The sequence below is a fragment of the Labrenzia sp. ATLA3 genome, assembly GCF_057180185.1.
In genome coordinates this window covers 1-12,056 of record NZ_JBXUKV010000007.1, presented here as the reverse complement: position 1 = coordinate 12,056, position 12,056 = coordinate 1, and the positions used below count along the sequence as shown (strand labels likewise).

13 protein-coding genes, 1 pseudogene and 1 riboswitch are annotated in these 12,056 nt (G+C 60.6%); of the genes and pseudogenes, 8 read left to right on the top strand and 6 right to left on the bottom strand.

Going from position 1 to position 12,056, the window contains the following annotated elements:
- Positions 1-91: 91 nt before the first annotated feature.
- The 4 genes from AC2A6O_RS19220 to ispH are packed head-to-tail and all read right to left on the bottom strand — an operon-like array spanning position 92 to position 3,471.
- Positions 92-1,015 (bottom strand): diacylglycerol/lipid kinase family protein, encoded by a 924-nt coding sequence (locus AC2A6O_RS19220; protein WP_209001145.1) that lies wholly within the window; start codon positions 1,013-1,015, stop codon positions 92-94.
- Between the two features lie 32 nt (positions 1,016-1,047).
- On the bottom strand, positions 1,048-1,503 hold the full coding sequence (gene rnhA / locus AC2A6O_RS19215) for a ribonuclease HI (RefSeq protein WP_148585213.1): 456 nt from the start codon (positions 1,501-1,503) through the stop codon (positions 1,048-1,050).
- A complete protein-coding gene (gene thrB / locus AC2A6O_RS19210; protein ID WP_498929494.1) occupies positions 1,500-2,465 on the bottom strand; it encodes a homoserine kinase in 966 nt (321 codons plus the stop codon). Before thrB ends, rnhA begins: the two co-directional genes overlap by 4 nt.
- Positions 2,466-2,469: 4 nt before the next feature.
- The gene (ispH, locus tag AC2A6O_RS19205) at positions 2,470-3,471 is read right to left on the bottom strand and encodes a 4-hydroxy-3-methylbut-2-enyl diphosphate reductase (protein WP_498929492.1); all 1,002 of its coding nucleotides are present in this window, start codon (positions 3,469-3,471) and stop codon (positions 2,470-2,472) included.
- A 188-nt stretch (positions 3,472-3,659) separates the two neighbouring features.
- On the opposite strand from ispH, the gene AC2A6O_RS19200 reads away from it, so the two are divergent.
- From AC2A6O_RS19200 to AC2A6O_RS19165, 8 genes are all read left to right on the top strand, one after another.
- The gene (locus AC2A6O_RS19200) at positions 3,660-4,244 is read left to right on the top strand and encodes a hypothetical protein (protein WP_209001144.1); all 585 of its coding nucleotides are present in this window, start codon (positions 3,660-3,662) and stop codon (positions 4,242-4,244) included.
- 215 nt (positions 4,245-4,459) lie between these two features.
- A riboswitch (glycine riboswitch) is annotated at positions 4,460-4,552 on the top strand.
- Between the two features lie 182 nt (positions 4,553-4,734).
- A complete protein-coding gene (gcvT, locus tag AC2A6O_RS19195; protein ID WP_498929490.1) occupies positions 4,735-5,886 on the top strand; it encodes a glycine cleavage system aminomethyltransferase GcvT in 1,152 nt (383 codons plus the stop codon).
- Between the two features lie 26 nt (positions 5,887-5,912).
- On the top strand, positions 5,913-6,284 hold the full coding sequence (gene gcvH, locus AC2A6O_RS19190) for a glycine cleavage system protein GcvH (protein WP_498929488.1): 372 nt from the start codon (positions 5,913-5,915) through the stop codon (positions 6,282-6,284).
- 3 nt (positions 6,285-6,287) lie between these two features.
- Entirely contained in the window at positions 6,288-6,773 is a 486-nt protein-coding gene (locus AC2A6O_RS19185) for an OsmC family protein (RefSeq protein ID WP_498929486.1), read from the top strand.
- Positions 6,774-7,005: 232 nt separating this feature from the next.
- Positions 7,006-8,352: an aminomethyl-transferring glycine dehydrogenase subunit GcvPA gene (gene gcvPA, locus AC2A6O_RS19180; RefSeq protein ID WP_498929484.1), complete on the top strand. Its 1,347-nt coding sequence runs from the start codon at positions 7,006-7,008 to the stop codon at positions 8,350-8,352.
- On the top strand, positions 8,349-9,941 hold the full coding sequence (gcvPB, locus tag AC2A6O_RS19175; protein ID WP_498929482.1) for an aminomethyl-transferring glycine dehydrogenase subunit GcvPB: 1,593 nt from the start codon (positions 8,349-8,351) through the stop codon (positions 9,939-9,941). The genes gcvPA and gcvPB overlap by 4 nt, the downstream gene beginning before the upstream one ends.
- 285 nt (positions 9,942-10,226) lie before the next feature.
- Positions 10,227-10,694 carry a MarR family winged helix-turn-helix transcriptional regulator gene (locus AC2A6O_RS19170; protein WP_498929480.1) on the top strand — a complete coding sequence of 156 codons (468 nt, stop codon included), beginning with the start codon at positions 10,227-10,229 and terminating at the stop codon, positions 10,692-10,694.
- A gap of 22 nt (positions 10,695-10,716) precedes the next feature.
- A complete protein-coding gene (locus AC2A6O_RS19165) occupies positions 10,717-11,361 on the top strand; it encodes a cysteine hydrolase family protein (RefSeq protein ID WP_498929478.1) in 645 nt (214 codons plus the stop codon).
- A gap of 35 nt (positions 11,362-11,396) precedes the next feature.
- Here AC2A6O_RS19165 and AC2A6O_RS19160 read toward each other — a convergent pair whose 3' ends face one another.
- Positions 11,397-11,813 (bottom strand): glutathione S-transferase family protein, encoded by a 417-nt coding sequence (locus AC2A6O_RS19160; protein WP_498930145.1) that lies wholly within the window; start codon positions 11,811-11,813, stop codon positions 11,397-11,399.
- Between the two features lie 57 nt (positions 11,814-11,870).
- Positions 11,871-11,951, bottom strand: a pseudogene (locus AC2A6O_RS19155) (glutathione S-transferase N-terminal domain-containing protein); the annotation flags it as partial.
- Positions 11,952-12,056: the final 105 nt, after the last annotated feature.

The window sequence follows — 12,056 nt, the reverse complement described above, 5'->3', positions numbered from 1 at the left end:
ATAAGCAGCGTCAAGCCCTGCAATCACGGCGGAGTTGGTTTGGTACTGTGGGGTTTGGAAGCCGAGGGCACGTTGCCGCGCGGTTATCGCGTCAAGGTGCCAGAATGGGCACTGTCTTGTCCGTCTGGCGGATTTCCAGCGGCGTCGCTCCGAAGGGATCGCCGTCCACCTGCGCGGCGACGGCGCCTGTTGCAAGAATGGATGCGGATGTGAAGGGACGTACCAGCGCACCCTTCGCCTTGTGAATGCGGCCCATCAGGAGCGCGACGCCGTAACAGAAGGACGACCAGGGATCGTCTCTTTCCAGAACCAGCATATGAAGGCCCGGATCTGTCGCCCCGCCGGGGCAAATGATGAAAGGGCCGCCGTAGTGGCGGGCATTGCTGGCAACGGCCAGCTTGCCGGTCAGCTCTTCGCCATCCAGGACCACTTTCAGCGAAGCGCTCTTGCGCTTGAAACCGGTGCGCAGGGCCGTGATGACATAGGCGAGTTTGCCAAGACGCCGCTTCAGCGACAACGGCACGGCGTGCACGACTTCCGCATCGAATCCGGCGGACGCCATCAGGACGAAAGGCCTGCCGTTGGCGAGACCGTAATGCAGTTGCCGGGTCTTGCCGCGCCGGATCAAGGCAGCGATCGCTTTCGCGGTGCGTGGCAGGCCAAGTTCCAGCGCCAGCACGTTGGCGGTGCCAAAGGGGATGATGCCCAATTGTGGCGGGGCGGGATGGTTTTGAAACCCGGTCAATGCCTCGTTGACGGAGCCATCACCTCCGGCGACCACAAGCGTCTGCACGGGCAATGAGGGATCGGAGCAGATGTCGCCGATTTCACCGGCGCGACGGGTCAGCCGGATCTCGGTCTTGCAGCCGAGATCTTCCAGCCGGTTACGCACGTCATCCAGAAGCTCGGCGTTGTAGCCACCCGAGGTCGGATTGGCAATAATCAGCACCTTTCCGGCCATATCCGGAACCATTGTGCGCACTGCTGCTGCGCCGGACCACCCGAAAAGTCTCACTCAAAATCCTCTGCACATGAGACAGGATTTGTTTATGCGCCGTTCTTATACGGAGCCATTCCGCCGCGCGCCAGTTCATCCGCACGTTCATTGTCCGGATGACCGGCATGTCCCTTGACCCAATGCCAGGTCACGTCGTGACGTTCCCTCGCAGCGTCAAGGGCTTGCCAGAGATCCGCGTTCTTTACCGGTTTGTTGGCAGCCGTGCGCCAATTCTTGCGCTTCCAGCCATACATCCATTCCTTGATGCCGCTGCGCACATAGGTGCTGTCGGTATAAAGGTCGACCGCGCAGGGGCGCTTGAGGGCATTCAGTGCCTCGATGGCGGCCATCAGCTCCATGCGGTTGTTGGTGGTTTCCGCCTCGCCGCCGGAAAGCTCTTTCTCGTGCTCCCCGAACCGCAGGATCACTCCCCAGCCACCAGGCCCCGGATTGCCGGAGCAGGCGCCGTCCGTATAGATCGTGACCCGATTGGTGTTTTCCGTCATCGCTCCAACCCATAGGCTTCGGCGGAGGAAACGCTCTGGTGAAAGCGAAGCTTCTTCAGGTACTCCATCGGATCCTTCGGCGTCACCAGCGCCCCTTCCGGAACGCTCAGCCAGTCGTAAAGCCGCGTCAATAGAAAGCGCAGTGCAGCGCCGCGGCAAAGGGTTGGTAGAGCATCATATTCGGCCTCACTCAACGGCCGCACAGCGGAATACCCCTTGAGCAGCGCCTTCGCCTTGGTGACGTTGAACGACATGTCCAGCTCGAAGCACCAGGCGTTCAGACAGATGGCAATGTCATAGGCGAAGGCGTCGTTGCAGGCGAAATAGAAATCGATCAGCCCGGAGAGCTCGTTACCGAGAAAGAACACGTTGTCCGGAAACAGATCCGCATGGATCACGCCACCCGGAAGATCCTTCGGCCAGACCTTCTCAAGATGAGCCAGTTCGCTCGCGATCTCGATGCCGAGTCCGGGATGAACCGTATCGCTGCGCACACCGCATTGCTCGAAAAGGGGACGCCAGCCGCTGACGTCGAGCGCATTCTTGCGGAAGCCGTCGTAGTCGGCGCCGTCCAGATGCAGTTCTGCCATGGCCCTGCCAAGCTCGGCACAATGGTCGACCCTGGGCCGCTTGACCCACATGCCGTCCAGAAAGGTGACGAGTGCCGCCGGCCGTCCGGCGAGCGTGCCCAGAAGCTTGCCGTCCCTTGAGGGGACGGGGGTCGGGCAGGACAGACCCTTTGCAGCCAGATGCTGCAACAGGTTCAGAAAATACGGCAGATCGTCCGGGTTCACGCGCTTTTCGTAAAGCGTCAGAATGTAGGACGCCTTATCGGTGTGGACGAGGAAGTTGCTGTTCTCGACACCCTCGGCAATGCCCTTGAAGGACAGCAGGCGCCCGACATCATAGCTGCCGATGAAGTCGTTCAGTTCCTCATCGGTAACTTCGGTATAAACAGCCATGGGGTTATCCGGCGGCGGCCTGGGAGGCGTCGATCATGTCGCGCAGCTCCCGCGGCAGGTTGAAGGAAATCGTTTCTTCGGCAGTGCGAACCGTCTCGACCTTGACGTCGAACCGGTCGGCGAAGGCCGCGATGATTTCCTCTACCAGAGTCTCGGGGGCCGATGCACCCGCTGTCAGACCCAACGAGGTGATGTTTTCGAAGTTCCGCCAGTCAATGTCGCTTGCGCGCTGGATCAGCACGGCCGTCTTGCAGCCGCCCCGTTCCGCAACTTCGCGCAGGCGCTGGGAGTTTGACGAATTCGGGGCACCGACAACGATCATCGCATCAACCTTGGGCGCCACATGCTTGACCGCTTCCTGCCGGTTGGTGGTTGCGTAGCAGATGTCTTCCTTGTGCGGAGCGACAATCTGCGGAAACCGATCCTGCAGCACGGCGACGATGCCGGCGGTATCGTCCACGGACAAGGTGGTCTGGGTGATGTAGGCGAGGGGGCGGTCGGTCTTCGGCGTGAAGGCGCGCGCGTCGTCTTCTGTCTCAATCAGGCTGACGGTGCCTTCCGGCAATTGGCCCATGGTGCCGATCACTTCGGGATGGCCTGCGTGACCGATAAGCAGAATCTCCCGGTCCCGCCGGAAATGGATTTCCGCTTCCTTGTGAACTTTCGACACCAGCGGGCAGGTGGCATCCAGGTAGAACATCTTGCGGTTCTGGGCGTCTTCCGGCACGGATTTCGGCACACCGTGCGCCGAGAAGATAACCGGCCTGTCTCTATCCCCGGCCGGAATTTCCTCCAGCTCTTCCACGAAGACAGCACCTTTGGCCTTCAGCCCGTCGACGACGAACTTGTTGTGCACGATTTCGTGACGGACGTAGACCGGACTGCCGTATTTCTCCAGGGCGAGTTCCACGATCTGGATCGCGCGGTCAACGCCGGCGCAAAACCCGCGGGGCGCGCACAGGTGAATGGCAAGCGGTGTTTTTTCCTGTCTGCTCTCGGTCATCATGCTCTTTCGAGGAACGTTTCTGAGCGCAATAAGGGCTTGCAGTCGCGTCGTGTCAAGGGATGTGCGGCAAGCTGAACCAATTCAGCCACAATGAGCTGCTTGAAGGTTTGCGTTTGACAAGCCTCGCCAAGCAATTCCGCACCTGCTATGAAGCTCCGCCGACAAGTGTTGCATTTTATGGAATGAAGATGATCAGTGCGATTCACGCCGTCTCCGGCAAGACCCTGAAGACAATTCTGGCCGTGGGCCTGTCCGCCGTGGCTCTGGCGGGGTGTATGAGCGCCGCTGACGGTGTTGCGGGCAAAGTGATTTCCGGTGGTCAGGAGCCGATCGAGATTTCGCCCGATACGTTCGCGCCGCCCGTTACCTGTCCTTCGCTGCAGCTTCAATCCAACACCTATCTGATCCGCAAGTATGTCCGGGGCAAGGATAACGACCCTCAAGGGCTGCTGTACCAGGCAACCGTCAAGGATTGGGCCAACACCTGCACGCAGCAGCCTGACGGCAGCCGCCGCATGAAGCTGGGCCTGTCCGGCGATGTCACGTCCGGTCCGGCCTGGAAAGGCGGTGAAGTGGTCCTGCCGATCCGTGTCGCCATTGTGCCCGGTGGCAGCGGGGCGAAGCCGATCAGTTCCGAGGTCCTGAAAATTCCGGTCACGCTCGGGGCCAATTCCCCCAGTGAAACCTGGACGCTGATCGAAGATAAATTCACCATACCGGCAGGTGCGGAAGCCAAGGTCATCTTTGGCTTTGATGAAGGCCGCCGCCGGTAAGGCAGCACAGCGCACGCATCCCTGGTGCTTGATCTGGTCCCGCCCGGGTGTCTGAAACCGGCGGGTCGACGGGCGCGTGTGGCCTGAAGGGCGGTGCCTAAAATTTGCACCGGCAAAATTGCGGGGGCCACATGTCGCATATTGACAAGACTATGTCCGACTCGCACAATCCGGCCTTAATCGGGGTCGTCCCCCGATTGGCGTGGAAACACGTCAATGTTTATGCGGGAGAGGCCGGGTGAAAGGATCCTGGCGCCGAAGGAGCAACCGCCCCGGAAACTCTCAGGCAAAAGGACCGCATGAACTGCAACGCTCTGGAAAGCAGTGCTCCGCAAGTGAGTTTGTGGACTGCTCACCGAAGGAGTAACCGCAAGGTGCTTGAGGCGCCGTGCGGGAAATCTCTCAGGTACTCGGACAGAGGGGGTGCAGACGGATCAGGACCTGCAGAGGCCGATTCGGGACTGCGCAACCCCGAATACGAGGACCGTTCATGGCGGAAACCGTTGCAGACGAAGATCTGAAACAAACGCCTCTTCACGACCTTCATGTGGAACTGGGTGCACGCATGGTGCCGTTCGCCGGCTACTCCATGCCCGTGCAATACAAGGCCGGCATCATGGCCGAGCACCAGCAGACGCGCACGAAGGCCGGCCTTTTTGACGTCTCCCACATGGGCCAGGCCCTGCTGACGGGCCCCGATCACGAAACGACGGCCCGGGCGCTGGAAGCACTTACCCCTTCGAACTTCGTCGAACTTGGTCATGGCCGTCAGCGCTACACGGTGCTGCTGAACGACGAAGGCGGCATTATCGACGATCTGATGGTCACCCGGCCGCTGTCCGAAGACGAGGACGGCAAGCTGATGCTGGTGGTCAATGCCTCCCGCAAGGATGTCGACTACGCCCATTTGCGCGACAGATTGCCTGAAAACGTGACACTGGACGTGATTGAAGACCGTGCGCTGATTGCGGTTCAGGGACCGGAGGCCGTCGCCGCCGTCGCCGCACATGCCCCACAAGCGGCTGACCTTGGCTTCATGTCCGCGGCACCGATGGAATTTGACGGCATCGACTGTCACGTCGCCCGTGCCGGCTATACCGGCGAGGACGGCGTCGAGATGTCCGTGCCTGCCGGGGCCGCCGAAGCCATTGCCCGCGCGCTGCTGGCCGACGACAGGGTCGAGCCGATTGGCCTTGGCGCCCGCGACAGTCTGCGTCTGGAAGCCGGGCTTTGCCTTTACGGTCACGACATTGACGAGACGACGTCGCCGGTCGAAGGCGCGATCACTTTCTGCATGCAGAAACGCCGGCGCGAAGAAGGTGGCTTTCCCGGAGACGAACGCATTCAGGCAGAGCTTGAAAACGGACCGGGCCGTGTCCGCGTCGGCCTGCGCCTCGAGGGCAAGGCACCTGCGCGGGAAGGGGCCGAGATCGCGTTGCCCGATGGGCCGGTGGTCGGCACTGTCACCTCCGGCGGCTTCGCGCCGACCGTGGGCGCACCGATTGCCATGGGCTATGTGCCGACTGAGCATTCCAAAACCGGCACGCCTCTTGAATTGATCGTCAGAGGCAAGCGCCTGCCCGCCACCGTTGCGGACACGCCGTTTGTTCCGAACCGCTATTACCGCAAACCCAAAGCATGACTCTTTCCAGATAACGGACGCATAAAATGACCACCTATTATTCCAAAGACCACGAGTGGATTGCCGTTGACGGCGGCTCCGCCACCATCGGCATCACGACTTACGCCCAGGAACAGCTTGGCGACGTCGTTTACGTGGAACTGCCGGAAGCCGGCAAGGCACTGTCGCAGGGCGATGAAGCTGCAGTCGTCGAATCCGTCAAGGCTGCCAGCGAAGTCTACGCGCCGATCGATGGCGAAGTTGTCGAAGCCAATGAGGCACTGGTGGACGAACCGGCCAAAGTCAACGAAGATCCGGAAGGCGCCGCATGGTTCATCAAGATGACCGTCGGCAATTCGGATCAGCTGTCCGACCTCATGGACGAGGCAGCCTACAAGGCGTACGTGGAGACGTTGTAATTCATGGCAGGGCACTACTACACGGCACAGGTGGAATGGGCATGCGACGGCGACTATGCCGCAAACGCTTATTCCAGAGGACATATCTGGCGTTTTGACGGTGGTCTGGAGATCCCGGCAAGCGCGTCGCCTACAGTCGTGCCCCTGCCATACGCCATAGAAGCCGCCGTCGATCCGGAAGAGGCTTTCGTCGCCGCTATCTCGTCCTGCCACATGCTGTCCTTTCTGGATCTGGCGCGGCGGGCGAATTTCGTCGTCGCCAGCTACAGCGACCAGGCCCAGGGCCAGATGAGCCGCGTGGCACGGGGCAAGATGGCGATTTCGAAAGTGGTGCTGCGGCCTGCAATCACGTTGGTTGCAGCTGAAAATCCGGACCCGACCTGGCTGACGGATCTGCATGAAAAGGCGCATGACGTCTGTTTCATCGCCAACTCCGTGAACTGCGAGATCGTTGTGGAACCCGAACCGCTCCGCCTCGTCGCACCGTGAATTTGCGGACTCGGCCGCACGCTGTCGTGGCCGGTTCCATGCTCTGGATGGCAACCAGTTCTCTTCTCCGTCCACCCGGATGGCGCAATGGCGCCGACCCGGGATCGGGGAACCCGTATCCGGGAGCCTGTCGGCTCTCTGGTCCAGGATCGCATTCCCTTCACCCGGGATGATGAAATGAGATCGTGGTTCATGCCGGTCCGTTTTTAGATCAACCCTTGGGAGCTGCCTGATGCGCTACCTGCCTTTGAACGATACCGACCGCAGCGACATGCTTGCGCGCGTCGGCGTCAAATCTGTCGACGAACTCTTTGCGGATATCCCCGAAGACGTTCGCATGAAAGGTCTGCTCGACCTTCCCAAACGAGCCAGCGAAATGGAAGTGGAGCGCAAGCTCTCCGCCATGGCCTCCAAAAACACGGCCGCCGGTTCCGTACCGTTTTTCGTTGGAGCTGGTGCCTACAAGCACCATGTGCCGGCAACGGTCGACCATCTGATCCAGCGATCGGAGTTCCTGACTTCCTATACGCCGTACCAGCCGGAAATCACGCAGGGCACGTTGCAGTACCTGTTCGAATTCCAGACCCAGGTCGCGCGCCTCACCGCCATGGATGTCGCCAATGCTTCCATGTATGACGGCTCCACCGGCACCGGTGAAGCCGTGCTGATGGCGCACCGGGTGACGAAGCGCAACAAAGCCGTGCTTTCCGGCGGGCTTCATCCGCAGTACCGCGAAGTGGTTGAAGGCCTGTCCAACATGGCGGGCGACCGGGTCGTGAGCCTGCCGGCAGATCCGACGGGCACGGAAGACATCCTGTCCCAGATCGATGACGAAACGTCCTGCGTTGTCGTCCAGTCGCCGTCGTTCTATGGCCAGCTGATCGATCTGAAGCCGATTGCGGAAAAGGCGCATCAGCACAAGGCACTGCTGATCGCCGTCTTTACCGAAGTGGTTTCGCTCGGCCTGATCGAACCAGCGGGAACGCAGGGCGCGGATATCGTGGTCGGTGAAGGTCAGTCTATCGGCAACGGTCTCAATTTCGGCGGGCCTTATGTCGGCCTTTTCGCCACCCGTCAGAAATACGTTCGCCAGATGCCAGGCCGGCTCTGCGGCGAGACGGTGGATGCGGAAGGCAAGCGCGGTTTCGTGCTGACGCTGTCCACCCGCGAGCAGCATATCCGCCGCGACAAGGCAACGTCGAACATCTGCACCAACTCGGGCCTCTGCTGCCTTGCCTTTACCATTCACATGTCGCTGCTGGGGCAGGCGGGGCTGACCAAGCTCGCCCGCATCAACCACGGCAATGCGGTGAAGCTGAAGAAACTGCTTGCCGGTGTGCACGGTGTTGAAGTGCTGAACTCTGCTTATTTCAACGAGTTCACCATCGCCCTGCCGAAAGTGGCGGAAGATGTGGTCGAGCAATTGGCCGAGCGCGGCATCCTCGCCGGCCTGCCGGTTTCGCGTCTGGAACCGGGCAACAAGGATCTGGCAAATCTGCTGGTCGTCGCATCGACCGAAGTCAACACGGATGAAGACCGCGCGGCCTTTGTGGACGCGCTGAAGGAGGTGCTGGCATGAGCATGAACACGCAAGGCCGTCCGACAGCAGCGGGCGACGTCGGTGAGACCTTCCGGCCGAAAACCTTCACCGGCAACCGTGGTCTCGACATGGAAGAGCCGCTGATCTTCGAATTCGGCTCGCTGGAAACCACCGGTGTCGATCTGGACGAGGACGAAAGCGCCGAGTTTGAGCTTGGCGACTTCAAGCGCACCGCGGAGATCGGTCTGGCGGGTCTCGCCGAACCGGAAGCCATGCGCCATTACGTGCGCCTGTCGCGAAACAACTATGCCATCGACAGCGGTCTTTATCCGCTTGGCTCGTGCACCATGAAGCACAATCCGCGCCTTAACGAGAAGATGGCCCGCCTGCCGGGTTTCGCCGACATCCATCCGCTGCAGCCGGTCTCCTCCGTGCCCGGCGCGCTGGACCTGATCGATGAGCTCGCCCACTGGCTGATGGTGTCAACCAACACCTCTGCTGTTGCAATGAGCCCGAAGGCCGGTGCTCATGGCGAACTGTGCGGTATGATGGCGATCAAGGCGGCCCATACGGCGGCCGGCCGCGATCCGAAGATCGTGCTGGTTCCCGAAAGCGCCCATGGCACCAACCCGGCAACGGCGGCACTGCTTGGCTACAAGGTCGTCAGCATCGAGGCCAAGGACGACGGCACTGTCGATCTGGAAGCCCTGAAGAAGACCATTGCCGAACACGAGGGCAATATTGCCGGCATCATGCTGACCAACCCGAACACCTGCGGGCTGTTCGAAAGGGACGTGAAGCAGATTGCCGATCTGATCCACAAGGCGGACGCCTATTTCTACTGCGACGGCGCCAACTTCAACGCCATCGTCGGCAAGGCCCGACCGGGGGATCTCGGCGTCGACGCCATGCACATCAACCTGCACAAGACCTTCTCGACGCCTCACGGCGGCGGCGGTCCGGGGTCCGGTCCGGTGGTCCTGTCCGAGCGCCTGGCGCCCTTCGCGCCACTGCCCTTCATCCGCAAGACGGACAAGGGCCTCGAACTGGTCGAAACCGAAGCCGCTACCAAGGACGGTGAGCAGCCCTTCGGCCGCATGACCGCCTTCCATGGCCAGATGGGCATGTATGTGCGGGCGCTGTCCTACATGATGAGCCACGGGTCCGACGGCCTGCGGCAGGCGTCGGAAGATGCGGTGCTGAACGCGAACTATGTCCGCGTCGGCCTGCAGGACCTGATGAGCCTTCCTTTCGGCGAACGTCCGTGCATGCACGAAGTGCTGTTCGACGACAGCTTCCTGAAGGACTCCGGCGTTACCACGCTCGACTTCGCCAAGGCGATGATCGACGAGGGCTATCACCCGATGACCATGTACTTCCCGCTTGTGGTTCACGGCGCAATGCTGATCGAGCCGACTGAATCGGAAAGCCGGGCCGCGCTGGACCTCTTCGTGGCCACCATGCGCGATCTCGTCATGAGCGCCAAGCGCGGTGAAACGGAACGCTTCTCCGGCGCGCCGTATCTCGCTCCGCGTCGCCGCCTGGATGAGACCAGCGCCGCGCGCAAGCCGGTCCTGAAGTGGACCGAACCGGCTCCGGCCGAAGTGACCCCGGCAGCTGCCGAGTAACGTTTGCGACAATCGGTAGGTGTTTGAAGACCCCGGCTTCGGCCGGGGTTTTTGTTTTTCGAACCACCGGTGCGTCATCCCGGCTCACCGTCTGCTCGACTGCGATAGCAAAGAGCGGGTTTTCGCGTCGCTTTTTGCAGAGACACGGATGCGATTTGTCCCTTCACCTGGAAGTGGCCGGCACCTTTACCGAATGCTTTCGCGCCACTTCCGCAGTCGACAACTCAAAATCATATTGACAATATAAATGTCAAAATGACATAAGAATTGTCAAATGAGGTGCCTATGAAGAAGTCCGTCGAGCTTTACGAAATCATCCGTCTGATACGTCCTGTGCACCGGCGCCTCGCGCGGGCGGTGGAAGCGAAGCTGGATGGGACGGGCGTAACCGTTGGCATGCGCGCGGTCATGGAAGTGCTGGAGGAAGCAGGCCCCATGGCTGTGCCTGACATCGGCCGGGCGCTGTTTCTCGCCCGCCAGCAGATCCAGCTTCTGATGAACGCCCTGGAGGAGCAGGGGCTGGTGGAGCGCCACGCCAATCCGGCACACAAACGCTCACCGCTGTTTGACCTGACCGAAGCGGGGCACGACAGGTTCGGCGAGATCCGGGCGCGGGAGAACAGTGAGATCGATGCCGTCTGCGAGCTCTTCTCGGACGACGATCTGCGCTCCACGCAGCGCGTCATGTGCACCATGCTGGATCATTTCGCCGCGTTTGAGGACGACCCCGACAGCCCCAGGGGGCTTGAATAATGTCACAAACAGGAGAGGTCACATGACCGGTATCTGGATTGTCAGCGGTCTCTGTGCCGCTGGCATTGTTGCCTATGTCGTCTATTGCCTGAGGCGGCTAGGAACGCCGACAAAAGGCACCCGCATCGACAAGGCAATACGGCCGGGTACGGCGCTCGTGGTGATTGACGTGCAAGAGGACTTCACCCGCAACAGCGGTAAACACGCATTCGATTCCGCACAAAGAGATGCGGCACTGGCTGAAATCAGCCGGCAGGTAGAAGCGCATCGGATGGCGGGGCATCAGGTGGTTTTCATTAAGAACGTTTTTCGGGACTGGCCGGTTATCGCTGCGATGAAGATGGCTGCGGACGGTATCGGCACACCCGGGCGCGACGGACTGAAACTCGACCGGACGGTTGATGTGGGCAGCGCCCCCGTCTTCGAAAAATCGATTGGAGACAGCTTTTCCAGTCCACAATTTGAAGCCTGGCTGGAGGAAAAACGGATTGGCCGGCTGGTTCTGGTTGGTCTTGATGCCTGCCACTGCGTGCAGTTGACCGCAAAGGGGGCGTTGAACCGTGGCTATGAGGTCGAAATCAGGGATCCGGCGACGCTGACGACCACGCCGAACAAATGGGCTGAACTGAAGGGCGAGTTGAGCAAGCTGGGCGCTGCCTTCGCCTGACGTGGACGGGGCGGCTCCGGCAGCGCCGAAAGACTTTAGTGTGCAGCCTGGAGCGCCTTCTCTCGGCTGCGCAGATCAATCATATGGGACATCCAGCTACCGCGCTTTTGCAAAAAGACGGTGAGGAGCTTTGGATAGTCTTTCGAGACCGCTTTTTGGACTGAAGGTCTCGCCGAAAGGCTGGCGCGCCAGGCCATGACCCGGTCGAGGGCATCGAATGTTCCGAGATCGGCAAAACCGTCAAAGACATCGAAATAACGGAAAACCGGCGCGAAAGCCGCATCAACAAGTGAAAAGGATCTACCGGCGAAGAAGGGGCCATTCGGATCAAGTTCGCCTTCCAGATGTCGAAACTTTTCACGAACTGCTTCACCGGCAGAATAAAACCCGGTGTCGTCCCTGGCATTGTAGAGCGCGGCGATGCCATTCAGGATCTGTGAGGCAAATTCCACATAGGCCCGGTGCCGGGCGCGGTCTGCCGGGTCGTCCGGGTGAAGCCGGCCGGGTTGGGTTTCATCCAGAAATTCGACGATCGGGGCAGATTCAAAGAGATAGCGTCCATCGTCCAGTTTTAGCAGCGGCACCTTGCCGAGCGGTGAAGCGGTAAGCTACTCCCCGATCATTGGACAGTTTTCGGCATAAATTAAGCTACTGTCTGCATCTGCTGGTCGGGTTGGTTTTGATTGATTGCCTGC

Excerpts from the sequence above, each read along its gene's own strand:
- rnhA (WP_148585213.1), bottom strand. The coding sequence starts at position 1,503 with ATGACGGAAAACACCAATCGGGTCACGATCTATACGGACGGCGCCTGC.
- thrB (WP_498929494.1), bottom strand. The coding sequence starts at position 2,465 with ATGGCTGTTTATACCGAAGTTACCGATGAGGAACTGAACGACTTCATC.
- ispH (WP_498929492.1), bottom strand. The coding sequence starts at position 3,471 with ATGATGACCGAGAGCAGACAGGAAAAAACACCGCTTGCCATTCACCTG.
- AC2A6O_RS19200 (WP_209001144.1), top strand. The coding sequence starts at position 3,660 with ATGATCAGTGCGATTCACGCCGTCTCCGGCAAGACCCTGAAGACAATT.
- gcvT (WP_498929490.1), top strand. The coding sequence starts at position 4,735 with ATGGCGGAAACCGTTGCAGACGAAGATCTGAAACAAACGCCTCTTCAC.
- gcvH (WP_498929488.1), top strand. The coding sequence starts at position 5,913 with ATGACCACCTATTATTCCAAAGACCACGAGTGGATTGCCGTTGACGGC.
- AC2A6O_RS19185 (WP_498929486.1), top strand. The coding sequence starts at position 6,288 with ATGGCAGGGCACTACTACACGGCACAGGTGGAATGGGCATGCGACGGC.
- gcvPA (WP_498929484.1), top strand. The coding sequence starts at position 7,006 with ATGCGCTACCTGCCTTTGAACGATACCGACCGCAGCGACATGCTTGCG.
- gcvPB (WP_498929482.1), top strand. The coding sequence starts at position 8,349 with ATGAGCATGAACACGCAAGGCCGTCCGACAGCAGCGGGCGACGTCGGT.
- AC2A6O_RS19170 (WP_498929480.1), top strand. The coding sequence starts at position 10,227 with ATGAAGAAGTCCGTCGAGCTTTACGAAATCATCCGTCTGATACGTCCT.
- AC2A6O_RS19165 (WP_498929478.1), top strand. The coding sequence starts at position 10,717 with ATGACCGGTATCTGGATTGTCAGCGGTCTCTGTGCCGCTGGCATTGTT.